Raw genomic sequence first — 24,527 nt, forward strand, 5'->3', positions numbered from 1 at the left:
CCAGCGTCAGGGGCAAGACGGATTTCCTGGCTAGCGAGCGCACAAGGTCATTATCGACACGGGCCGGGAATCCGGGAGGTGCTTCACCGGGAGGCCCCCGTCACAACCCACCGTCCCAAAGGCGCCGGTGGATCACTTCGTACAGGAGCCGGCGAGGATGACGCGCGACGCCAAGGAGAACACGCTTTCCGCTCGACCAAGCAGTCCTTCTTCAACAGCCCCAGCAGCCCGGGCGATCCGTTCAGGGCCGTCCGCGACTCGTGGCCATGGCGAGGAACATGCGGACACACCAGCATCAACGGCGGTTCACTCGCTCACCTCGGCAGCCTCACAAGACCTGCATTGCCATGACCTTGACCAGCGGAAGACGGCGGCCGCATGGTGAACCAACCGGCCCGCAACTGACCTGACACGCCGTCTGTCAACGCTGTTTTTCGTCATGTGGCCCTTCCGAACCACCTGAAACCGCACGGAGGCTTGATGCACCGACGCGAGATACCCTCCGGATCCCTGGTGATCCACCGCCACCAACCGAGACGCCGGACGCGGAGGGTGGCAGCCTGCCTCACGGCGACGCTCACATTCACCGTCACTGCCCTCACCGTCGGCCTGGCCACCGGTGTCCAGGCCGCCGCCCTCTCGTCCGCCCCGCGCGCGTCCACCTCCGCGAGTACGACGGGCTTCGGCTGTGTCCATCCCTTGCACGCGGGACAAGCCCGCTGTTTCGGCGTCCTGAAGGACCACCGCACCACCTCGGGCCGCATGTCACCGTTCACCACCGGATCCCCGACCACCGTGGGGCATACGCCGTCCGATCTGCGTTCCGCCTACAAACTGGGCGGTACCTCGGGATCGGGTCGAACGGTGGCGATCGTCGACGCCATGGACGACCCGACCGCCGAGGCCGACCTGGCCGCTTACCGCAGCGCCTACGGTCTGCCCTCGTGCACCACCGCCAACGGCTGCTTCCGCAAGGTGAATCAGAACGGCCAGGCATCGCCGCTGCCCTCCGGTGACTACGGATGGGCCGAGGAGATCAGTCTCGACCTCGACATGGTCTCGGCCGCCTGCCCTGGCTGCCACATCCTCCTGGTCGAGGCGAAGTCGGCGAACGTCCCGGATCTCATGAGGGCCGAGGACACCGCCGCCACCACCCCGGGGGTCGTCTCCGTCTCCAACAGCTGGGGCGGGTCGGAGGACAACACCGTCACCTCCCTCGACTCGCACTTCAAGCACCCCGGCGTCGCGATCACAGCGAGCTCGGGCGACTCCGGTTACGGCGTCTCCTGGCCGGCCTCCTCCCCGTACGTCACCGCCGTGGGCGGCACCTCGCTGAGCAAGGCGTCCAACGCGCGCGGCTGGACCGAGACCGCCTGGAGCGGCGCGGGCTCGGGCTGCTCGGCGTACGAGGCCAAGCCGTCCTGGCAGCACGACTCCGGATGCGCCAAGCGCACCGTCGCCGATGTGGCCGCGGTCGCCGACCCCAATACCGGGGTGGCGGTCTACGACACGTACAACAGCTGCGGCGGCGCGTTGCTGTGCGACACCGAGCTTCAACTCGGTCTCGCACAGGGTGCCGACGGATGGGTCGAAGTCGGGGGCACAAGCGTCGCGTCACCGATCATCGCCAGCGTCTACGCACTGGCCGGAAACACCTCTCAGGTCGTTGACGGCTCATATCCATACAGCCACACCTCGGCGCTCAACGACGTCACCTCGGGCAGCAACGGCTCCTGCGGCGGCACCTACCTGTGCACCGCGCGTCCGGGATACGACGGGCCGACCGGCCTCGGCACACCCAACGGCACCGGCGCCTTCTGACGGCGGCGCCCTCTGACCGACAAGGGCTGGGCTCGCGTCGCACTACTGCGGCGCGAGCCCAGCCATTTGTCTCGTCTCAACCCTCCAGCCGGCCGAAGACCACACGCTCCATGCCGTGCTTGGCCGGCCGGGCCCCTCCCCCAGCCCGAACCTGACGCGGCACAAGGTCCTAAGACGCCGTCAGGCCTGCGCGAGGGTGGGCCGGTAGATGCGCCATCCCACGTGCTTCTCGTGGACGGCGGCCGCTCGCAGGACGCGCGTCGTCCGCGTGGTGCGGCCCGCCCCCAATCACCGCGGAGCATGGGGGTCCCCGGCTCGAGCGGAGCCGAGAGCTCGGGGGATGTCGGTCTGGCAGGTGCCGCAGTACTTGATCTCGATCAGCACGTCGCGCTGGCCGACATCCCGGCGCTCGACCGTGGTCGGGCGGAGCGGCTCGGCGGGTGAGACGGCGGCAGAACCCAAGGAACTCCACGTCGTACACGGCGCCGGCCACGTCGACCTCTACGACAAGACCGACCTCATCCCCTTCGACAAGCTCGACGAGTTCTTCACCAAGAACCTCGCCTGATCACCGAGGCTCGCAGGAACAAACCATTCCGTGTGGAGGATCATGTCGGCAGAGCGCACCGCGTGCTGCGGCCCGCTCTGCCGGGGGCGGCTACTGCGCGGATGGCGGCTGGGCGAATCTCAGGACATTGCCGTACGGGTCAATGACCTGCAGCGTCGGCCCTCCGGGCGCTTCCGGATCGATTCCGGGACGTACCGGCGCGTTCGGTCGGGCGAGCAGTTCCTTGTGCAGCGCGGACACATCGTGCACCGGGATCCAGACCACGCTGTTGGGGGCGCCATCGCCGTGGTGCTCGGAGAGGTGCAGCACAGCTGCGGAGCGCGATACCTGTACGTACAGTGGCAGCCCGGGCTCGAACCGGTGCTCCCAGTCCAGGGCGAAGCCAAGGAAGTCAAGGTAGAACGGCAGTGCCTGTGCGACTGACATGACGCGCAGGACCGGCACGCCCGGGCTGATGTCCGGCGCCGCAGGGCTTCCTGCGTGGCTCGTCAGGGCGGCGAGCACATTCCAGTCCTTGGTGCCGAGCTGGTGGGCGATCAGTTCGAGCGCGAGGCTGTGCGGGATCTCGATCCCCGCTGTGGCAAGGTTCTCGCGCAGGCGTTTGGCGAGCTTCTTGGCGTGGTCAGTGATAGTGGACGTCATCGCGTCGGCTTTCCACGCGGCCCATCCTGCCGATGCTCGCGTTGTCGGCTGGCGCCGCGTTCAGTGAGCCGAGGCGAGGTGACCCACGGTGCATTCACCCAGCCTTGAAAGGCGCGAGCGGCCGGCTGCACCAGGCCGCTACCGATGGTACCGGTTGGCCTGAGCGGCGAGCACCACGGCGCCGCGCTCACTCCGGGTACCGCTCAGCCTGATGCGATGGCACCACTGCCGCAGAAACGTGCCCTCGCAGCATGACTTTGCGGCAGATTACGGTTGAGCGGTTGCTGGTCGTCGGTGGTGGAAGGTGCGGGTGCGGGCCTGGTGGCGCCGTCGCCACCGCGACCAGCGGAGTCGGTGCGCGAGGTCATGGACCGGGTTGATCAGCTCCGCGAACAGATGCCGGAGCTCGTTGCCGGTCAGGGAGATCAGGTCTTCGGGTGGCCTGGAACATCTCCTCCACTGTCCAGCGCCGGTTGCGGCGGACCAGCAGCCACCAGCGGCTGGGGCGAGCGGATGGGCCGAGGATGTCGACCTGGGCCCAGTCGTAGTACCCGCTCGCCCTTCGCGCCCTCACCGGCCGAGTGCCGCTGCCAGGCCCGCCTTGGGATCTTCGCCACCAGCGTTTTCGCCGCGAACTTTCCTGCGGGCGTGGCAACTTGGTGGGTGCTGGAGACGGCCAGCGCGTAGCCGAACTGGTGGCTTTCGAGTGCGGCCCGCAGGTGCGGGTTGCCGCCGTAGACCTCATCGCCCGCGACCCAGCGGGCGGGCGTCCCCGCGTCAAGCGCACTGCTGGTGATCCGGGCGGCGAGCTCTGCGGCTTGGTTGCGAAGGTGAGGCGCTCCGGAATTCCGGCGGCCCGGCAGCGTTCCGGGTCGTCGGTCCACGAGCGCGGTACATACAGCGCCCTGTCGATCGCGGCATACCCGTCGGCCGCGGAGTAGACCAGGTAGACGGCGATCTGTGCGTTCTCGATGCGGCCTGCTGTGCCGGTGTACTGCCGCTGCGCGCCGACCGTCGCGGTGCCCTTCTTCAGGTCCCCGGTCTCGTCGACCACGAGCACCGCCTCGTCGTCACGCAGGTGCTCGACCGCATAGGCCCGCACGTCGTCGGGGATCGCGTCGGCGTCCCACTTCGCGCGGTGCGGCAGGTGCTGCATGCCGTCCGGGGTCGCGTCACCCGCGTGCTCGGCCAGCGTCCAGCAGTTCTTCTTCGGTAGGTCAGACAGCAGCCGGAGCACCAACACGGTTGTGCGGCAGGCACTACGCTGTGACCCGCGGTCAGCGCCTGATCTTCGTTTGTCCACACAACTCACGATGATCAACGGTGGCCGCAGCCGTCTCCACACCGGCCCCGACCAGCAAGATCACGATCTGGCGGACGAGCGCTGGTCGCGCGGGGCGACTGCGGTCGCGGCGGTCGCCGTCCACTCGTCCGGCTCGGCCCACGCGTGCAACGAGAGGTTGAACGTCCCCCGGTAGCGCCCGGCAGGAGGTCGGAATCCGTGTGGTCCTTGGACCAGTGGGGGCTGGTACAGGACGGCCTCGGCCGCTGAGTCTCAGCCCATACCCACCGCGAACACGTGCATCGAGAGCCCGGAGGGGGTACCGCTGCCGACGTCCGGCAGGGTCAGGTAGCGCACGCGCCGTTCCGGTTGGCGCAGGGAATGGTGGTGAGGAGGTCACCCCGGCAGCGGGTGTCGCCGACCACCAGTCGGCGAAGGTGAGGGAGAAGTCCTGCGTGCTCCCGTCGGTGCAGGTGATCGTCGCGGTGCCGGAGGCGTCGCCGTAGGCCGCCGCTCCGAGCAGTCAGAGTGTCGTGCCGGAGCCCGAGACGGCGATGGTCTGCCCGCCCGCCACGACGTTGTCCGGTGCTCCGAGGCGCGCGTCCGGCCAGCTGAACCGGATCCCATCGTGGACCACGTCAGCGCCGGGATGATGCTCGGCGTGTCCGCGGCCAGGGCCTGGGCGGAATAGGTGCGGCCCGCGCTGTCGACGTCGCCGGCTGTGGCGTCGCCGTCGCCGACGCCCGCGTTGCCGCCGAGCTGAGGGCTGATGTCGTGGTCGTACTCTGCGTCGCCGAGCCTGCCGGTGTAGGCGTAAGAGGCGGCGTTCAGCCGCTTCTCCTTCCCGGTGATCGCCTCCGGCGGCCGGATGTTCTTGGTGTAACCGCCCTTACGGCAGATCGTCGACGCCGGATTCGCCTGCGTCACCGCCGACGACGTCGCACCCGGCGTGCCCTTCAGATCCTGAAGCGGCTCACTCTTCTCAGACCGGTAGCGGCAGCTGCCCGCAGGCGGCTGCTGCTACGCCGTGCACTTCGTCTGCGGCCCCGCACCCAGAGGGATCTCCCCCACCGACTCCGCAGGCACCGCCGTGCCCGACGGCCCGGCAGCCGACGCCCCGTTCTTGCCGGCTGAACCCCCGCCTGAATGCGTCTGACCGGCTCCACCCCGACATCCTGTCCGCAAGCGGCCCGGATCTGCCGCCTGCCCACCCGAAGGTCGATTTTCCGTTCAGCTTGGCCAGAAGTCCCATCACTGTCGTGTCCAGCTGCCCGACCGGCACGTGCCACCTCAATGCAGGGCAGTGCCAACTTCTCCGCCATGGTGGTGCCAGCCTCCACACCGTCTCCACGTGCGTGTTGTCCTCGGCGTGCGCGCCCAGGTCAGGACCCGCACCACTGCACAAATGTCACTGGCCGACGACACCGGCCCCCCGGGACGGCTGACGCACTGCCACTCCGCGATCTCCTGCCGGGCAGCCTTCGGCACAGCCGATCCCTTAACACGAATCAACTCATCAATTTCGCAGCGACACACGGTCGGCCTGGGGTGAATAGACGTCAGCAGATCATCCGAAAGGACTAACAGTCATTCAATACGCCTTTTTTCACGGGCCACTTCACACCCTGACCGAGGGGGAGACAGGGCCCTATATGCCCCGATCGGCTCCCTGACGCGACCCTTCCGATATGACTGATATGACAGCTGTGAGTACGTTTGATCGCAGTCGGCTGACGAGCCGACATCTCCGAGATATCCAGACAGGAGAAGCGACATGAAGCTCGCTCGTACCACCATGGTGACCGCAGGTGTCTCAGCCGCCGCAGCGCTCGCCGTGACCGGCATCACCTACGCCTCAGCGGCCTCCGCCCCAGCACCCCAGGTGGCCCCGGCCGCCGTCGCCCCGGCCGCTGCCCCAGCGGCACCCCTCAGCGGCGACTCCGGACAGGGCAAGGGCAACAACAACAACGAAGGGCAGGGCAACAACAACGAAGGGCAGGGCAAGGGCAACGAAGGCAAGGGCAACGAAGGCCGGGGCGAAGGCCGGCGCGAGGAAGGCAGGCGCCACGAGGACCGAGGCCGGATCCTGGTCAACGAGCGGTCCTACTCCGCCCACCCCGGTGACTGCATCACCGTGCTCAGCGGCCTGGACGCCAAGACCCTCAACGTCCGCAACGACAGCCGCAAGCGCGTGGAGGTCTTCCGCGGCGCGGTCTGCGACAACGGCGCCCCCATCGCCACCGTCGGCCCCCACAGCTCCAGCTTCGGCATCGACGATCTCCACGTCAAGGGCATCCACGTCGAGGACGGCGTCGTGGCCAGCTTCCGCGTGATCTGCGACCACGACGACCGCGGTGACCGTGACGACCGGGGTGACCGCGGCGACCGTGGTGACCGCGGTGGCGACTGGGACTGACCGGAGCCTGACAGCACGACATGGGTCCCCGGCCCGCCGGAATCGGGCCGGGGACCCCAGTCCCCACCATTGTCTGACAACCCACGCGCCATGCACGCACCGCCAGGCCCGGTCACCAGGCGTCACGCCCGGTGCCCGGGCCTGCGCCCTGCCTCCCGCCTGCCGACTCACCTGGGAATTCCGGCCCCGACCGCCTTCCGCGGGCAATCTCCCCGCACCCTCGCCCCCCGCTTCCCTCCCGGCGTTTCCCCACCCCCGAACGGGTGAGACAAGCCTCAAACCGCACGCCAGGAGACCGCCCCGGGACCCAGAGCACGGGCAGCCACCCGGTGAACCCGCCGGCCACGTCCGCCCCCGCACCAGGAGCGGCCCGCCAGCAGAGCGCTTCCTTCACCGACGGGCGTCAGCCACCCCTCGGCCACCCGGTCAGCGGCGGCGGCCCCGGTCACGGGCCCCAGGAAACCGCGTCGACGACGTGGCCGCGGTCGTTGCGCAGGGTCGCGGTGTCACCGCTGCTGTTCCACACGCAGGACCGCCTGCCCCTGGTACACCCCCTTGCGGATGTCCCGGCCGGCACACGATGCCGCAGAGTTGCCCGGCCGCCGACACTGGTTGCCCATGACGGTAGCGGTGACACCACCCGCCGTGGATATAAGCAGGTCCCATCAGACAGTCGCGCCGCGGGCAAGAGGCCAGGCCGAAGAGCCCGAGTTCCAGCGTCGCGGCCTTGAAGTGAGCCGCGCGCTCACCATGGAGCGTCCGCTTGGAGCACGGGCGCTCCGGACGCCCGATTGCACACGGCTACGCACCGAGTGCGCCCGGCGCCCTCCCGCCCCTCCCGTGCCGTCCGGTGACCGTATCCCGTGACGAATGGTCAGCGGCCCGCCGTATGTACGGCTTCCAAGCCACCCCTGCCGACTCGACCGTGTTCTCCCGCCCCATTGTGTTGCTCCTTGCGCCCCCTTACTGTTCGACTTTGCCTGACTCTGTTTGATGCTGATCGGTCAGGCGGTATGGAGGCCGCAGTGCGGAGTAATCGGATCGGTTCAGAAACTGCGAGACCCGGTCGCCGTCGATGGTGGAGGGCGGCCCTCGCGACCGGCGCGACCATCGCCCTGGCCATGGGCATGACCGGGCCCGCCACGGCGCAGGACGTCGGCGGGCAGGTACCCGCCGCCGAGTCTGCCGCCGGTCCGCGGGCACACACGGTGAGTCTCGACGGCTACTCGTTCCTCGTCGACGGCAAGCGCACCTACCTGTGGTCCGGCGAGTTCCACTACTTCCGGCTCCCCAGTCCGGACCTGTGGCGCGACATCTTCCAGAAGATGAAGGCCGCCGGGTTCAACTCCACCTCGTTGTACTTCGACTGGGGATACCACTCGCCGAAGCCCGGCGTGTACGACTTCAGCGGGGTGCGTGACGTCGACAAGCTGCTCGACATGGCCCAGGAGGCCGGGCTCTACGTGATCGCGCGCCCGGCGCCGTACATCAACGCGGAGGTCGACAGCGGCGGTCTGCCCGGCTGGATGACCACCAAGGCCGGTCACAACCGCAGTGACGACCCACAATTCTTGAAGTACGCGGACGAGTGGCTGACGCAGATCGACAGGATCATCGCCCGCCACCAGCTGACCAACGGCACCGGGTCGGTCATCGCCTACCAGGTCGAGAACGAGTACTACAACGGCTCGGCCGCCGGCCGCTCCTACATGAAGCACCTCGAGGACAAAGCCCGCGCCGACGGCATCACGGTACCGCTGACCGGCAACAACAACGGTACCTTCAACTCCGGTACCGGCGCCCTGGACGTCGACGGACCGGACTCCTACCCGCAGGGCTTCAACTGCTCGAACCCCTCGAAGTGGAACGGCGTACCCGACATCAGCTACGACCACCCGGCCGGCAAGCCGCTGTACTCGCCGGAGTTCCAGGGCGGCGCCTTCGACCCCTGGGGCGGGCCGGGCTACGACAAGTGCGCCCAGCTGATCAACGACCAGTTCGCCAACGTGTTCTACAAGCAGAACATAGCCGTCGGCGCCACCGCTCAGAGCTTCTACATGACCTACGGCGGCACCAACTGGGGCTGGCTGGGCATGCCGGAGAACTACACGTCGTACGACTACGGGGCCGCGGTCCGCGAGAACCGCCAGCTCGATCCGAAGTACTACGAGGACAAGCTGATCGGGTACTTCACGCAGTCGGTCGCCCCGCTGACCAAGACCGAGGCGATCAGGGCCACGCCGCCGGACGACTCCGCGGTCGTCGACACGGCCCGGATGAACCCCGACACCAGGACGCAGTTCCACGTCCTGCGGCACGGCAACTCCACGTCCACGGCGGTCGACAAGACCCACATCTCGCTGGACTTCAACGCCCAGCCGTCCTCGGACACCACCTACACCTGGGACGACCCCGACTCCGCGCTGCAGTACACCGGTTCGTGGTCGCACGTGGCCGACCAGAGCTACACCGGCGGCGACTACAAGCACACCGAGTCGTTCTCCAACAAGGCCGGTGACTCGGTCACCGTCCCCTTCGACGGCACCGCGATCCGCTGGATCGGCTCGAAGACCAACAACCATGGCTACGCCGACGTCTACCTCGACGGCACCAAGGTGGCGACGGTCGACGACTCCGGCGGCGAGAACCAGGCGGTGATCTTCCAGAAGACCGGCCTGACGCCCGGGGCACACACGCTGAAGATCGTCGTCAACGGGAACCACAGCTCAGGGTCCACGGACAACTACGTGGCCATCGACGCCATCGACGTGCCGACGGCCGCCACCGCGACGCCGACCTACCCGGTCGTGCCACAGCAGCCGGGCACCGCGATCACGCTCGACGGGCGCGACTCGCACGTGATCGTGGCGAACTACCGGCTCGGGGACGCGCAGTTGCAGTACTCGACCTCGGAGATCATGACCAGCGCGACGATCGGGAACCGGGACGTCGCCGTGCTCTACGGCGACCCGGGCAGCGACGGCGAGACCGTACTGCGCTACTCCTCCAAGCCCACCGTGACCACCAGCGGCGGCACGGTCACGACCACCTGGGACGAGGCCACCGGTGACCTGCGGCTGAACTACACGCACAAGGGCCTGATCCGCGTCAGTATCAGCGGCGGCGGATCGCGTCCGCTGCAGCTGCTCGTTGGTGACAAGGCCACGGCGAAGACCTTCTGGCGCCAGGACACGACGACCGGCCCGGTGCTCGTGCGCGGCACCCACCTGCTGCGAACGGCGACCAGCCTCGACGGCGGCCACACCGTGGCGCTCACCGGCGACAACGCCGACGACAACAACATCGAGGTGTTCACCTCCGCCGACCACGTCACCTGGAACGGCAAGGCATTGGACACCAAGGCCAACGACACAGGAAGCCTCACCGGGAAGATCCCGGTGGCTGCCCCGATCCACCTGCCGACGCTGACCAACTGGAAGCACGCCGAGGAGTCCCCCGAAGCGGCCCCCGGTTTCGACGACTCCAACTGGCAGGTGGCCGACAAGACGACCACCAACAGCGTCTCCGGCGTCAACTCGCTGCCGGTGCTCTACGCGGACGACTACGGGTTCCACACCGGCAACACGTGGTACCGCGGCCGCTTCCGCGCCACCGGCAAGGAAACCGGCATCCACCTGGTCTCGGACTCCGGCGGAAACGCGCAGGCGTTCTCCGCCTGGCTGGGCGGCACCTTCCTGGGCAGCTCCACCACAGGCAGCGCCGACTTCACCTTCCCGGCCGGTTCGGTGAAGTCCAAGGGAGACAACGTCATCTCCGTGCTCACCGTGAACATGGGGCACGAGGAGGACTACAACTCGACCAACGGCAACAAGACCGCGCGCGGCCTGACCAGCGCCTCCCTCGTCGGGGCGCCTCTGACCTCCGTCACCTGGCGGCTGCAGGGCGTACGGGGCGGCGAGGACCTGCAGGACCCGGTGCGCGGCCCGCTCTCTACCGGCGGCCTGTACGGCGAGCGGGCCGGCTGGTCCCTGCCGGGCTATCCGGACGGCACCTGGAACCGGGGGTCCCTGCCGACGACCGACACGCGCCCCGGGGTCTCCTGGTACCGCACCGACGTCAACCTGGACCTGCCGCACGGCCAGGACACCTCGCTCGGGCTGACGTTCACCGACGACCCGTCACGCAAGTACCGTGCCACGATCTTCGTGAACGGCTGGCAGGTCGGCAACTACGTCAACTACCTCGGCCCGCAGAACACCTTCCCGGTCCCGAACGGGATCCTGAATCCGAACGGCCGGAACAGCATCGCCATCGCCGTGTGGAACCTGGACGGCAGCACCGGCGGGCTCGGCAAGGTCTCGCTCACCAACTACGGCAGCTACGCCTCGTCCCTGCGCGTCGGACAGAACGACAGCCCCCGCTACGACCAGCGGACGTACGCGATGCCGAAGCGCCCGGGAGCGGATGTCACCCTGGACGTGCCGGACACCGCCCAGTCGGCAGAGGCCTTCACGGCCGAGACGACGGTGCGGATACCGAAGAACCGACCGTCCGCGTCCCAACTGACGGCCTCGCTCTCCGCACCCGACGGCTGGAGCGTGAGTGCCACGAGCCCCATGTCGGTCAAGCGCCTGCAACCCGGCGGATCAGCCACCTTCACCTGGAAGGTCCAGCCGCCGGCCGGGAAGCTGCCCTCCGCCTCGGCACTCACCACCACGGTGCACTACCTGCAGAACGGACGGCAGGCCGCCGCCGGTGACGAGCGCATCCTCGGCGGGATCCCGCCGGCTCCGCCGGCCGGCAAGAGCGCTGTGAGCGATCTGCCGTTCCTGTCGTCCACCAACGGGTGGGGTCCGGTGGAGCGTGACAGCAGCGTCGGCGAGCAGGCGGCCGGGGACGGCCGTCCGATCAGTATCGCCGGAGTCAGTTACGCCAAGGGCCTGGGCACCAACGCGGTCAGCGACGTCGAGCTCTACCTCGCCGGAAAGTGCCCGCGGTTGACGGCGGACGTCGGTGTCGACGACGAGACAGGCGGTGCGGGAACGGTGACGTTCTCCGTGATCGCCGACGGCAAGACCTTGGTGACCACGCCGACGCTCCGCGGCAAACAGGCCGCGGTGCCGATCGACGTCGACGTCACCGGCGCCCAGGTGGTCGACCTCAAGGTCGGTGACGCCGGCGACGGTAACGGCAACGACCACGGTGACTGGGCGATGCCGACGCTGACGTGCGGCTAGATGTGCGGCTGACGGACGCCTGTGACAGTGGATCCTGGATCCCCTGTCGCAGGCGTCCACTCACGATGGCGAGGTAGGTTGCCCGCCATGAGTTCGATCTCCGAAGACGAACAGCCCACTCGGCGTCTCTCAGGCAAAGTCATCGTCGTCACGGGAGCGGCCCGAGGGCAGGGAGCGGCCGAGGCTCGCGCGCTGGCCCGAGCCGGTGCCACCGTGGTGGCCACCGATGCGCGTCCCGGAGACGAAGGATGCCGACGGCTCGACATCAGCAGCGAGAGCGACTGGGACGAACTGGCCGCCGAAGGAGACGTACGGCCAAGTTCACGGGCTGGTCAACAACGCGGGGATCATCGAGAGGAAGCGGCTCGAGGACGTACGCCCTGAGGACATGGCCCACGTGCAGGCGGTGAACACCACCGGCCCGCTGCTGGGTATTCAGCGTCTTTCCCCGCTCATGCCACCCGGCTCGTCGATCGTCAACATCGGGTCGGCCACCGCGCTCACCGGCTACTACCTCGTCGCCTACACCGCGAGCAAATGGGCCCTGCGCGCCGTGTCGAAAATCGCGGCCACGGAACTGGGGCCGAAAGGGATCCGGGTCAACACCGTGCTCCCCGGTTACATCGAGACCGAGATGACCGCCCAGGCCACGAAGGCTTTTCGCGACGCGACCATCGGAGAGACACCGCTGGGCAGGAGCAGGACGGTCGATGACATCGCCCCGCTCGTGGTGTTCCTGCTGTCCGACGAGTCCTCGTTCATCACCGGTGCGGAGATTCCGGTGGACGGGGGACTCACCGCACACGGCGGCGTCAAGTCCATCTCCGACGCCCTGAAACCCTGATCCAGGAGCCCAGTTGTTCCCCGGTGGCCGCGCCCGGCGGCCTGCGCGGCGCGAGCCGCGCAGCGTCATGCGGAAGGCACCATCGGCCTGGTGTGGTGCCCCTCTGTGCCCCACGGGGGAACGACGTAGCCGGGGCAGAACGCGATTGCGGAGCTTTGTGGAGGTATTCCGTGATCAGTGCCGCCAGAGAGCGGGACGAGCATCTCGCCCGCCTCATCACACAGGAAACGGCCCGAACGTGGGGACGGATCGGGCGTTGTTAGGGTCTGGTGGTGATCTCCCTCCGTGAGCCCGTCTTCTTCACCCGCCTGCGCGAGGCGCGCCGGGTCCTCGTCGCCGGCGCGGGCGGGGGCTTCGACGTCTACGCCGGACTGCCCCTGGCCCTCGCACTGCGGTCGGCCGGCGCCGAGGTCCACCTGGCCAGCCTGTCCTTTGCCGACCTGTACGGCCTGGACCTGGACTCCTGGGTCGCTGAAGACGTCGCCGCCGTCCGCCCGGACACCCCGCTGCGTGGCGACTACTTCCCCGAGCGCTCCCTCGCCCGCTGGCTCCACTCGCAGCAACTGCCCGACACCGTATACGCCTTCCCCCGCACGGGTGTCCAGCCGCTGCGCGCCGCCTACCGGGCCCTGCTGGACCACCTGGGCGGCGTGGACGCGGTCGTCCTGGTGGACGGCGGGACCGACATCCTGATGCGCGGGGACGAGCACGGGCTCGGCACTCCGGAGGAGGACATGGCCAGCCTGGCGGCCGTCGCCGGGCTGGACGAGGTCCCGCACCGGCTCGTGGCCTGCGTGGGCTTCGGCGTGGACGCCTACCACGGTGTCAACCACTCACTGGTGCTGGAGAACCTGGCCGCCCTGGACCGCGCCGGAGGCTATCTGGGCGCGTTCTCACTCCCCCGCGAAAGCCCCGAGGGGGCCGCCTACCTCGACGCGGTGGCCGATGCCCAGCGCAGCCACGCGAGTCATCCGAGCATCGTGCACGGCTCCGTCGCCGCCGCCGTGCGGGGGGAGTTCGGCGACGTACGCTTCACCGAGCGCACCCGCGGCAGCGAACTGTTCATCAACCCGCTTATGGCGCTGTACTTCTGCGCCGATCTACCCGTCCTCGCACGCGAGAACCTCTATCTCGACCGGCTGGAGAACACGGTTCTTATGCGCCAGATCAGCGCTGCCATCGCCGCCTTCCGCGAGGAACTGCCCAAGCAGCGGCCGCCCCGGGCGTTCCCGCACTGAGCCCGGCAGCAGCCACGCTCGCCGTGACCCGGCACCACCGGATCGCCCCGTGACGAGTGTGCTCGGCGGCGGGCGGGCAGCGCATCCAGGACGCCCGGCGGTGCGAGAGCGGCACGTCGCGCCCGCTCCTCCAGGCGATCCCGGTCAGAACTCGTCGAGCAGGTCGGCATTGCTCCGCACCACGACACAGTCGGTACCGAACCGCAGTGGTCTCACGCCTTGTTGACGGGCACGCGCGGGAGACCTCGTCCAGCAGTTCCAGGGTGCGCAGGGCCCGGTCGAATGAGCCCGCACGGCCCCGGATCCGGTCGTGCACCTCGGCGCTCGGCCCGTCGAGGCTGACCACGAAGCGGTGGCACGCCTCCGCAAGCCGTTCCACCGTGGCCCGGGTGACCGACCAACCCCCCGTGTAGAGGACCACTTCGGCGCCGCTGTCGGTGAGCCGCCGAGCGACACGACACCGGGGCCCAGCGCGGCGATCGCGTCGGTGAGTGGGGCGCCGGCCGTACACCGCAGCGCGCACGCGTAGGTGATGTCCCAGATGACATCCCTGGGACCGTCACCGGTCTGTGCCGTTCACGCCTCAGGGCCGGTGCCGCACGAAGCTGACGTGGACGAACCCCTCTCCGGCGCGTGGCGCCCGGGTCCAGGAACGGGTGGTGAAGGTGCAGAGCCTGCCCTGGGTCAGCGCGAAGCGTGGAAGCGAGAGCCCGAGTTCGGTGTGCAGGGCCTCCAGCAGACGCAGTTCGCGGTTCAGTTCAGAGTCCTGCAGGCGGAACAGTCGTGCGGGGTCCAGGGCCTCGGGTATCGCGCCGGAACGCTGGATCTCCGTGCCCCGCACGGTGAACGCGTAGACCTCCTCCCCCTGTTCGGCCACCGACAGGTGGAACGCAGCCGGGTGGTCACCCGGGGAGGAGCGCCTCGGGTCGCGCCACACCACCACCGCGCGGCCGGACGGGGAGGCGGCCACAGCGGGCGACAGGAACAGCTTGTTCAGGCGGTGGTGGGAATCGCCGTCGAAGGCGAAGGTCCAGCCTTCGGCAGTGCGGCCGACGGCGGCCACGGCCCTGTCCTCCCAGGGTTCCACGCTCTTGCGCTCGTGCGGCTTGGGCGCCCGCCAGGACGCCGTGCGTGGATCCACGGGCGCGCTCAGTTCGGCGCCTTCCTCGCCGATCAGGGCCGGCAGACGGGCGGGGTCGATCCCCTCGACCCAGACACAGCGGTATCCGTCGAGCGGCCCCCGGTTCACCGCGGGTTCCGTCAGCCAGGCCAGGCCCGGCGGGTCGAGATCGGGCACCGGCTCGGGAGCGGGTCCCCTCTCCCCCGCCCGCGGTGTCGCAAGGATCTCCCGACCACGCTCCGGGGTGATCAGCGGACCCAGGACCGGATCGGCGAGCAGGCCGATCGGGGCGATCAGCGAAGGCCCGGGCGCCTCCCACAGCGGGAGCGCGTCCCGCAGCACTCGCCACGCGGCGTCGGTCACCCCCCAGCGGGCCGACTCCTGGGCCTCGGTGACGGCCCGGCCCCATGGACCGGGAGGCGCGTAGCGATGGGTGCCGTCCCGCATCGTGCTCAGTACGGTCTCGGCGGCCTCCCGAGTGGCCCCGCGGGCGGTCATCATCCTGAGCCAGTGGTCGTCCCCGCCGAGGCGCCATTCGCCGCGTACCGGCGTCATGGCCTCCAAGGGCAGAATCTCGGGCAGGTAGCGCGGGTCGGCCACCAGGTTGCCGTAATCCCGCAGGCTGCGCGGAGCCAGCAGATGCCGGATCTGGTTCAGCAGGACGGCGCTGTGTGGACGTCCGAAGGACAGCGCCTCCTCGAGCAGGGGCACGGCCTCCTCGTGCCGTCCGCGCAGGGCCAGCAGGCGTGCCTGCTCCACATGGGCGTCCTGGGCGCGCGTGGTCGCGTTCACGAAGTCGGGTCTTGCCACCCGGTCGGAGTGGAAGCCGCGGTACATGGCCTCCATGTACGCGCGAAACGACGGGTAACGGTGCGGCAGTTCACCGCTCCAGCCCTTGTAGACGTAGAGCGCCCACTCGCCGTCCTGGTCGCTGTCGCCCGGGTCGAGCAGGGCGTACGACATGTCGGAGCGCGTCTCCAGCCGTAGCGCCCGTTGCCACATCCCGGCCAGCAGGACGTCCTCCTTGCGCGGGTTGTCACCCAGATTCTGCTCGTACAGCGGAGTCATGTCGTACGGATCCTGGAACCAGTCGATGTCCGCGGCGCCGCCGAGCTGATAGACCCCGGCCGTCTCGTCCACGTACCACCCGTCGCTCACGGCCAGGAACTCCCGGTACGAGGGTGGCAGCCGCCGCCCCAGCCGCTCCTCGGCCGAGGCGATCGCCGCCTCGTCCGCCCCGGGCCTGCCCGGCGATACGACGGTCTGCCCGGCGTCCTCGTCCTCATCCGCGCGCGGAACCCACTCCCCCCGCCAACGCCCCAGGAACTCATGCCAGTTGAAAGAGTCGCCACTCATGGCCAGATGGTGTCATCCGGCACCGACAACGGCGCCCCGACCCTTTCCCGGCGCAGGACGATCCCGCTCGCGCCGACGCACGCCAAGGCGTGTCCCCGCGACCAGCCGGCTCGTTACATGGGGAACTCCACGAGCTGAACGTCGCCCTCCCTCACAGGCTTGCTCATCGGAGCCGGACCGGCGCGATGTCACCGGCCGTCCACGCCGTCGGCATGCGCGGCCATCGGGGGCGAGATGACCATGGCCGGCAGAGGACCCTCGAAGGCGGCGGCCCAAGGCTGCGACGGTCGTGTGACCGTAGGGCGATCCAGGAGCGCGCCTGGCGAGTCACACCTTCGAGGCCGCCTAGTTTCGGGCCCATGTCTGATCTCTTCGAAACCTGGGACCTCCCTGACAGTGAGTTGGCACGCACGGCAGTCGATCTCGCCATGTGCGAGCAGCCGCGTTCCTCTTCAACCACAGCGTCCGCAGTTACAGGAGCCGCGGAATCCACGCAGGAATCGACTACGACGGCGAACTGCTCTTCCTCGCCTGCATTCTCCACGACATGGGGCTGACCCGGGAGGGCAACGGGAATCAGCGGTTCGAGGTCGACGGTGCGGACCTCGCTGCCGCGTTTCTGGACCGGCGGGGCATGAGCAGGGAACGGATCGAGATCGTCTGGGACGCGATCGCCCTGCACACCACGAGCACCATCCCCGGGCGCAAGCGGCCGGAGATCGCCCTGACGCAGGCCGGAATCATGAACGACGTCTTCGCCCTCAGCCGCGACAAGCTGCCGGTCGGGTACGCCGAGAAGGTCCACCAAGCGCTGCCCCGGCTCAAGCTCGGCACCGCGCTGGCCGACGCCATCGTCGACCAGGTCAAGGGCAACCAGAAGAAACTCGTCGGGGCCTCGGCCATCAGCGACCTGGTCCGGCAGAAGGCACCGCACATCCATCAGCCGACCTGGGACGAGAACATCGCCGCGGGCTGGAGGGAATGAAGGATCCGCCCAGCCTCTTCAGCGAGGCTTCGGTGAGCGCGCGGATGTGCTCCGGCCGGCTGTCCAGCCCGCCGAGGCGGGCGCCGGTGTCCGGGTCGACGGCCGTCCCGTAGGTGGCGCTCAGGCCCACGCACCCAAGGCCCCTCGCGAAGACCGCCAGCGATCCAAGCTGCCGTGTCGCGCGGTGTTTCGCCTTCCCGCCTCAGTTCTCGAGGATGACGAGCTTGAACCGCTCGGGGCTCGTCACGCAGCAGCACCTGCGCCGGGGTCTTCCCATGGGCTTGGGCGATGGCCTGGACGGCCGGGTCCTGGAGCGTGCTCCGTCCGGTGCCGTCCTTGTCCCAGTAGAACGTGATCCCGCCGATCGGGGACCACGCCTGGGTGTGGACGCCGTGCTCGGCGTTCGCCTTCTGGACGTCGGACTGGATGAAGTAGGGGTGCAGCTCGACCTGGTTCACGGCCGGGACGACGCTGGCGCGACCTGCCGCCGACGGTCACCGCGACAACCGGCACCTCACCGGAAGGGCGTCGGGTCCACGTCCTCCACAACTGGAGCTGGGAACCGGCCCGCGTCACGGCTCCGGCGGACCTGACCGACGCCCTCGGCGGCGACTCCGTGCCGGCGCGTGCCGCGCTGGAGCTCGGCCCGTGGGACGTACGGATCTTCACCACCGCAGACGAAGCGACGGCCTAGGACGAAAGTCCCCGTTACCCACAGGAGAGGACCATGCGGAGACTCGGCAGGACACTGGGATGCTTCGTCGCGGCGTCCGCGCTCGCGACGCTGCCCGTGTCCAGCGCACAGGCGTACAACCCGACAGGCGGCATCCTGTACCAGCTCGGGAACGAACCGTGTCTGAAAGGACGTGGCAACTGCGCGATCTATCCGAAGTCCGCGCAACTGCCGAGCGGACGCCTGGGCGCCGCGTTCGAGAAGGCCACCGTCGTAACCCAGACGGGCGGTGCCGACGGGGAGACGCTCCCCGTGTACAAGAGCGACGACCACGGCACGACGTGGCAGCACCTGTCGGAGGTCAAGGCCCCCGCCTACCTGTCCAAGGACCCCCGGTACGCGAAGTACACGAGCAACTGGACGAATCCCTACCTCTACGTCCTCCCGCAGAACGTCGGCCGGCTCAAGGCGGGCACGTTGCTCCTGGCGAGCGTCGTGTCGGGTGAGGACCACTACTACCGCGAGCACAAAGCAGCGGATCCGACCTGGACACCGTCCAACGACGGGGACCGCAGCGACCTGGCGGTCGCCCTGTACTCCAGCGCCGACGAAGGCAGGACCTGGCGGGTCGTCAACGTCATCGCCACCGGCGGCTGGCAGGGCGGCAGCGCGGGCGCCATCGGCCAGAACATCGCCCAAGCCAACACACACCGTCAGGTGGATCCCCTGTGGGAGCCCTATCTGATGGTCTACCAGGGCAAACTCGTCTGCTACTACTCCGACGAGAACGACTACACCGGCTTCGATCCCGTCACCGGCATCCCCACCCCGGCCCCCGCCAACGACACCGCGCCGGACTCCCACGGGCAGATTCTCGTCCACCGTACCTGGAACGGCCGCACCGCTCAGTGGAGCGAACCGGTCGTCGACGTCGCGGGCCTGACCCAGGACATGGGGAGCGGCAAGAAGGAGATCGGCGGCGGACGGCCGGGCATGGCGAACGTCGTCCCGACGACCGACGGCACATGGCTGCTCGCCTTCGAGTACTGGGGCGGCGGGACGAACATCCGGTACCTGCTCGCCGACAACCCGCTCACGTTCCACCGCGGCTCGCCCACCGGCGAGCCCGTCACCTCGCTGCCGGTCGACACCGGTTCCCGGCCACTTGCGACGGACGGCAGCCCCGTGATCGTGAGACTCCCCGACGGCCGACTGGTTTACAACGCCGCAGGCAGCGGCGACGTCTGGGTCAACGAGGGGCCACTCGGCGGGCGCCTCCTACCAGCCGGTGAACCGCAAGACCGGCCAGGTGATCAGCACCGGGGACCACACCAACGACGCGAACATCGGCAACTCAAACGTCCCCGACGTCGCCCTGGAGGACGCCGGCGCGGTGGCGAACAGGGACACCCAGTGCTGGCACGTGGTCACCGAGCCCGACGGCGGCGTCACCCTGCTCAACAAGTCGGGCGGCCGGGCGGCAGCCATCTGGACCGGGAACGCGACAGCCGGCCAGAAGATCGGCCAGTGGGTCGACAACAGCCCCACCGGCAGCTGGAACCTCGTAAAGTCCCGCGACGGTTACGTCAAGCTCCAGGCCGTCAAGAACACCGCCCTCTACGTGACCGGTGGCTTCCCGGGAGCCGCGCTGACCCTGCAGAACGCCACCGACGACGGCGCGCAGGACTGGAAGCTCGTGCGACGGTAGTGCGTCGAGCTGGGACGTTTCGCGCGATTGCGGCCCGGCCCGGCTGAAGCCACCGGGAGCGGAAGCCGGCTTGCTGTGGGGGTGATCCTGGCCCGGCGTGACCCGTGCGGGACCTGGGGGGTACTGCCATTACCTGGAACGGCTTTACCTTCCCCACCCGCACAACCAGAGGTTTCATCGATGGTGACCGGCAGTCGGGGCCACGGCCATCGCCGACGCCACGGTCGGTTTTTTCTTGATCACCATCGACGCCACGGTCGTCACCCGGTGGCGGGCAGGGCCGTCACCGCGACGGGGAACCGATACACGGCCTCCCCAGGCCCCGCCTCGACCACTGATGCAAGGAGCTCCTAGCACCATGGCCAAGCAGACCGCCCCACGAGCCCTGGCCTCCGTGGCCCCGAAGCTGGTCGGGCTGACCGACGAGATCCTTTTCGGCGACGTGTGGGAGCGCGCCGGGCTGTCACCGCATGATCGCAGTCTGGTCACCGTCACCGCACTTGCGGCGCTCTACCGGACCGAGCAGCTCGGCATCACCGAGGAGTCCGAAGGCTCCACTGCCTGACCAGTACAGCCGTGCAGCGGTCCGAGGCACATCTGCCTCGGGAGCGCCGCGCAAGCACAACACGGAAGAGAAAGTTCACGATGGAATTGTTGAAGAAGCAGCCGACGATAAAGCTGCCGGCCGAGTGGTTCACCGGCGACGCGTGGGCCGACGTCATCTACCGGGGCGAGGAACCCTCCCGGGCCCGCGCGAACGCGGTCCGCTTCTCCCCCGGCGCCCGCACCGCCTGGCACTCCCATGGCCTCGGCCAGACCCTCTACATCGTCGAGGGCATCGCCCTGATCCAGGCCCGCGGCGGCGAGATCCTCGAGGCGCACCCCGGCGACGTGATCTGGACTCCGCCGGGCGAGGAGCACTGGCACGGCGCCGCTCCCGACCACTTCATGACCCACATCGCGCTGTGGGAGACCGACGACGTCGACTGGCTGGAACACGTCACCGACGGCGAGTACGGCGGCCCCCGCCGCGGTACCCGAGCCTGAGCAACCGGACCTGAGCACACGGTCGGCGCCTGCCGGGCGCCTGGCACGAAATTAAGGAAATGACCATGCGCGGAGCAGTCATCCACGCTCCCGGGGATGTGCGCGTCGAGGAGCGCGACACTCCGAAGATCATCAATCCGACCGACGCGGTCATCCGTACCGTCGCCACCTGCGTGTGCGGCTCGGACCTGTGGGACTACCGCGGTATCAACACGGTCAACGAGCCCACGCCGATCGGGCACGAGTACGTCGGCATCGTCGAAGAGGTCGGCAACGACGTCTCGCGGGTCAAGCCGGGCCAGTTCGTCGTCGGCTCCTTCTTCGCCTCCGACAACACCTGCCCGAACTGCCGCAACGGCTACCAGACCAACTGCCTGCACCGCGAGTTCGTCGGCGCCGGCGGCTGCCAGGCCGAGTACATCCGCATCCCGCTGGCCGACGGCACCCTGGTCGCCACCCCCAACCAGCCGGACGAGCAGCACATCGCCAGCCTGCTGGCCTGCTCCGACGTCATGGGCACCGGCTGGTACGCCGCCGTCGCCGCCGAGGTCAGGCCCGGCTCCACCGTCGCGGTGGTCGGCGACGGCGCGGTCGGCCTGTCCGCCGTCATCGCCGCCAGGGAACTCGGCGCCGAGCGGATCATCGCCATGTCCCGGCACGAGTCCCGGCAGAAGCTGGCGACCGAGTTCGGCGCCACCGACATCGTCACCGAACGCGGCGACGAGGGCGTGGCCCGCATCAAGGACATGACCGACGGCATCGGCGCCGACGCCGTCCTCGAATGCGTCGGCACCCCACAGGCGATGCAGCAGGCCCTGCGCTCCGCCCGTCCCGGCGGCAACGTCGGATTCGTCGGCGTCCCGCACGGCGTGGAGATCAACGGCGAGGAACTGTTCTACTCCCACGTCGCCCTGCGCGGCGGCCCCGCCCCCGTCCGCGCCTACCTGCCCGACCTGATCGACCGGGTGCTCACCGGCCGGATCAACCCTGGCAAGGTCTTCGACCTGACCCTGCCCCTGGAGCAGGCCGACGAGGGCTACAAGGCCATGGACGAGCGCCGCGCCATCAAGGCCCTGCTGCGCCCCTGACAGCACATGGGCCTGCCGGTCCGTGCGAACCGCGCACGGACCGGCAGGCGCACCCCTGCGCGTCCGCGCGTCGCGGTCGCGTACCAGGCGCGGAGGCACCCGACAGCCCCAAGGAAGCGCCAGTCATCGGACCCGTGAAGGAGCCTCGCTCACGACTACGTGCAGCCCCGGCGAACTGGATCGCGTCGCCACCGCGACGAACATGTCCGACCAGGCCAGGACCACGACACTGCGGCTCGCAGATGGAAACCCTCGAGGCCCTCGACGAGAACCTCGGCACGGTACCGTCCTCGGAACGCCTGAGCATTCCGTACGTCGGCGGGCTGTTCCTCCTCGCCTACGGTGGCGGAGCCGTGGTCGGAGCAGCAGTCGCGTGGGGCAACGCGAACGCCCCTCGCATCATTTGGGCCGAACACCGCACACAGGCGCCGGCGTTCTGGTCGCCGGCCACGTTCATCATCAACGGAGCGCTGTTCGTCCTGGTGGGTGTGGAACTCCAATTCGATCGGGCGTGGGGGTTCTGTCAGTACCTGGAACAGTTTTACCTTCCGCGCCGCCGTGAACAGGGGTTTCCTCAGTAGTGGCCGGTTGGCTCAAGGCCTCGCGCAACAGCGAGGGCCGTCGGCGCTCGCAGTGGCCAAGGTCCGCAGCGCCGCCCGGTCGTCCACACCCCTACTGGTCTTGGGAGATTCCGTGTCGTCCCCGGTCCCCGCCACCCGACGCCCTGCCGATCGGACTGCCGGGGGGCACAGCCGCCACGCGGCCCGTGTGCTCTCCGCCTCGGTGGTCGGCTTCTTCGTGATCACCCTGGACGCCACGGCGGTCAATGTCTCCCTGCCGTCGATCCGCGACGGTCTCGGGGGCGGCATGACGGGACTGCAGTGGGTGGTGGACGGCTACACCCTGATGTTCGCCGCGTTGCTGCTGTCGGCCGGCGCGCTGTCGGACCGGGTCGGTGCGCGGCGGGCTTTCGCGGCCGGCTTGACGGTGTTCGTCTTTGCCTCGGCCGCGTGCGGCCTCGCGCCGAGCCTCGGTGTGCTGATTGCCTCCCGGTTCGTGCAGGGCGCCGGGGCGGCGGCGATGATGCCCGCCACCCTCGCCCTGATCCGCGAGGCGTACGACGACCAGGTCAAGCGGGCCCGCGCGATCGCACTGTGGGCCATGGGCGGCGCCGCGGCCGCCGCCTCGGGTCCCATCGTGGGCGGTCTGCTGACCGAACTGAACTGGCGACTGATCTTCTTCATCAACCTCCCCATCAGCGTCGCCGCCCTCGTCCTGCTGGCGCGCACCCAGCCCTCACCGCACCGGCAGGTGCCCTTCGACCTCGCCGGTCAGATCGCTGCCGTCCTGGCGATGGGCGGTCTGACCTACGGAGTGATCGAGGCCGGTGCCGACGGCTTCACCTCGCCCCGCGTCCTGGTCGCACTCGGCGTCGCCGTCGCCGCGCTGACCGCCTTCTTGCCGATCGAGGCCCGTGCGGCGCATCCGATGCTGCCGCTGGAGATGTTCCGCAATCGCACGGTGGTGATCGCCGTCGTGGTGGGCTTCACGTTCATGATCGGCTTCTATGGGCTTCCGTTCCTGTTCAGCCTCTACTTCCAGCAGTTGCGCGGCCTGTCCTCCATGGCCACCGGCCTGGCGTTCGTGCCGATGACGGCCTTCTCCGCCCTGCTGAACCCGGTCGCCGCCCGGCTTGTGGAGAGGATCGGCCGGCGGGCGGCCATCACCACCGGACTGCTGCTGATGATCGCGGGCATGAGCGCTCTGGCCGTACTGCCCGCCACGGCTCCGGTGTGGCTGGTGGCCCTGCCGATGTTCCCGGTCGGCTTCGGTGCTCCCCTGGTCATGCCGCCGCTGACCGCTGCACTGCTGGACAGCGTCCCGGCCCACCGCGCCGGCACCGCAAGCGGCCTCCTCAACACCGCCCGCCAGGTCGGCGGTGCCCTCGCCGTGGCGGTCTTCGGCGCCCTGCTCTCCGACCAGACCCACTTCCTGCACGGCCTGCGCACCAGCCTGGTCATCACCGTGGTACTCCTGCTCGCGGCCGTGGCAGCGACGCCGCTGCTCAAGGCCGATCGCAAGATCAACGCCTGAGCCGACCGCTCGGCGAGCCGGGGGGACCCGACCGGCGCCTCTCCGGGCAGCGACTCGGTCGAAGCCGGAGAGGCATCCGGCGTCGAGGGGAGCGCTGAGCGCCGCCCCTCGCCTACCGCAACGAGAAAGAACCCGGCGAGCGTATCCGCCGCTCCGGCGTCGACCGCGGTGACAGGGCCCGGCCCAGCTGTCAAGTCCTGCCCTCGGTCCTCCAGACGATTCGGCTGGAGGACCGAGGGCGTTGTCGTTGTATTCCGGAGTCCCCGTCAGGGTCGTCCCATGAACAACCAGGGACGGCACTGCCGCGTCGGCCACAGGCTCGCGCGCACTCAGCCGACGCGCATCTCCGCGACCTGGAGGCGGTACTTGGTGGGCTCGTCCGAGGCGGGCGTGCCGAGCTTCGTCGCCTTCAGGCGCAGATAGCGGCCGGTGGCGGCGGTGACGGTG

The 24,527-nt window shown here is 69.2% G+C and carries 15 protein-coding genes and 4 pseudogenes; 15 read left to right on the plus strand and 4 right to left on the minus strand.

Annotation, left to right across the window (positions count from 1 at the left end; translation table 11 throughout):
- Positions 1–552 precede the first annotated feature (552 nt).
- Together ACH47Z_RS43810 and ACH47Z_RS43815 are read left to right on the plus strand one after the other, a co-directional pair.
- Positions 553–1,821: a peptidase S8 gene (locus ACH47Z_RS43810; protein WP_399085141.1), complete on the plus strand. Its 1,269-nt coding sequence runs from the start codon at positions 553–555 to the stop codon at positions 1,819–1,821.
- Between the two features lie 340 nt (positions 1,822–2,161).
- Positions 2,162–2,389 carry a hypothetical protein gene (locus tag ACH47Z_RS43815; RefSeq protein WP_399085144.1) on the plus strand — a complete coding sequence of 76 codons (228 nt, stop codon included), beginning with the start codon at positions 2,162–2,164 and terminating at the stop codon, positions 2,387–2,389.
- A gap of 90 nt (positions 2,390–2,479) precedes the next feature.
- Here ACH47Z_RS43815 and ACH47Z_RS43820 read toward each other — a convergent pair whose 3' ends face one another.
- Complete coding sequence (locus ACH47Z_RS43820) at positions 2,480–3,031, minus strand: glyoxalase superfamily protein (protein WP_399085147.1); 552 nt, start codon at positions 3,029–3,031, stop codon at positions 2,480–2,482.
- A gap of 267 nt (positions 3,032–3,298) precedes the next feature.
- Positions 3,299–4,334: pseudogene (locus tag ACH47Z_RS43825) on the minus strand (IS701 family transposase).
- 10 nt (positions 4,335–4,344) lie between these two features.
- Between ACH47Z_RS43825 and ACH47Z_RS43830 the strand changes: the two are divergent.
- From ACH47Z_RS43830 to ACH47Z_RS43850, 5 genes and pseudogenes are all read left to right on the plus strand, one after another.
- Positions 4,345–4,509, plus strand: a complete 165-nt coding sequence (locus ACH47Z_RS43830; protein ID WP_399085150.1) for a hypothetical protein — start codon at positions 4,345–4,347, stop codon at positions 4,507–4,509.
- Positions 4,510–6,087: 1,578 nt separating this feature from the next.
- The gene (locus ACH47Z_RS43835; protein WP_399085153.1) at positions 6,088–6,729 is read left to right on the plus strand and encodes a hypothetical protein; all 642 of its coding nucleotides are present in this window, start codon (positions 6,088–6,090) and stop codon (positions 6,727–6,729) included.
- A 1,025-nt stretch (positions 6,730–7,754) separates the two neighbouring features.
- Positions 7,755–11,927: a beta-galactosidase gene (locus ACH47Z_RS43840; protein WP_399085155.1), complete on the plus strand. Its 4,173-nt coding sequence runs from the start codon at positions 7,755–7,757 to the stop codon at positions 11,925–11,927.
- Between the two features lie 87 nt (positions 11,928–12,014).
- A pseudogene (locus ACH47Z_RS43845) lies at positions 12,015–12,771 on the plus strand (SDR family NAD(P)-dependent oxidoreductase).
- A gap of 272 nt (positions 12,772–13,043) precedes the next feature.
- A complete protein-coding gene (locus ACH47Z_RS43850; protein WP_399085158.1) occupies positions 13,044–14,009 on the plus strand; it encodes a DUF1152 domain-containing protein in 966 nt (321 codons plus the stop codon).
- Here ACH47Z_RS43850 and ACH47Z_RS43855 read toward each other — a convergent pair.
- Both ACH47Z_RS43855 and ACH47Z_RS43860 read right to left on the minus strand, forming a co-directional pair.
- A complete protein-coding gene (locus ACH47Z_RS43855; RefSeq protein ID WP_399085161.1) occupies positions 13,939–14,532 on the minus strand; it encodes a radical SAM protein in 594 nt (197 codons plus the stop codon). The genes ACH47Z_RS43850 and ACH47Z_RS43855 overlap by 71 nt on opposite strands.
- Before the next feature lie 60 nt (positions 14,533–14,592).
- Positions 14,593–16,485, minus strand: coding sequence for an SMI1/KNR4 family protein (locus ACH47Z_RS43860; RefSeq protein WP_399085164.1), 1,893 nt, complete (start codon positions 16,483–16,485; stop codon positions 14,593–14,595).
- A 430-nt stretch (positions 16,486–16,915) separates the two neighbouring features.
- On the opposite strand from ACH47Z_RS43860, the gene ACH47Z_RS43865 reads away from it, so the two are divergent.
- The 8 genes and pseudogenes from ACH47Z_RS43865 to ACH47Z_RS43900 all read left to right on the plus strand — a co-directional run bounded on the left by ACH47Z_RS43865 (position 16,916) and on the right by ACH47Z_RS43900 (position 24,080).
- On the plus strand, positions 16,916–17,470 hold the full coding sequence (locus ACH47Z_RS43865; RefSeq protein ID WP_399085167.1) for an HD domain-containing protein: 555 nt from the start codon (positions 16,916–16,918) through the stop codon (positions 17,468–17,470).
- 481 nt (positions 17,471–17,951) lie between these two features.
- Positions 17,952–18,164 (plus strand): Beta-galactosidase C-terminal domain, encoded by a 213-nt coding sequence (locus ACH47Z_RS43870; protein WP_399085201.1) that lies wholly within the window; start codon positions 17,952–17,954, stop codon positions 18,162–18,164.
- Between the two features lie 33 nt (positions 18,165–18,197).
- Positions 18,198–19,851 (plus strand): annotated as a pseudogene (locus tag ACH47Z_RS43875) (RICIN domain-containing protein).
- 358 nt (positions 19,852–20,209) lie between these two features.
- Positions 20,210–20,383 (plus strand): annotated as a pseudogene (locus ACH47Z_RS43880) (carboxymuconolactone decarboxylase family protein); the annotation flags it as partial.
- Positions 20,384–20,496: 113 nt separating this feature from the next.
- Positions 20,497–20,898: a cupin domain-containing protein gene (locus ACH47Z_RS43885; protein ID WP_399085170.1), complete on the plus strand. Its 402-nt coding sequence runs from the start codon at positions 20,497–20,499 to the stop codon at positions 20,896–20,898.
- Between the two features lie 65 nt (positions 20,899–20,963).
- Positions 20,964–21,986 carry a zinc-dependent alcohol dehydrogenase family protein gene (locus ACH47Z_RS43890; RefSeq protein WP_399085173.1) on the plus strand — a complete coding sequence of 341 codons (1,023 nt, stop codon included), beginning with the start codon at positions 20,964–20,966 and terminating at the stop codon, positions 21,984–21,986.
- Between the two features lie 242 nt (positions 21,987–22,228).
- Positions 22,229–22,567, plus strand: coding sequence for a hypothetical protein (locus ACH47Z_RS43895; protein WP_399085175.1), 339 nt, complete (start codon positions 22,229–22,231; stop codon positions 22,565–22,567).
- A gap of 187 nt (positions 22,568–22,754) precedes the next feature.
- Positions 22,755–24,080 (plus strand): DHA2 family efflux MFS transporter permease subunit, encoded by a 1,326-nt coding sequence (locus tag ACH47Z_RS43900; RefSeq protein WP_399085178.1) that lies wholly within the window; start codon positions 22,755–22,757, stop codon positions 24,078–24,080.
- Positions 24,081–24,527: the final 447 nt, after the last annotated feature.

The sequence above is a fragment of the Streptomyces sp. NPDC020192 genome (assembly GCF_044388685.1).
GTDB lineage: Bacteria > Actinomycetota > Actinomycetes > Streptomycetales > Streptomycetaceae > Streptomyces.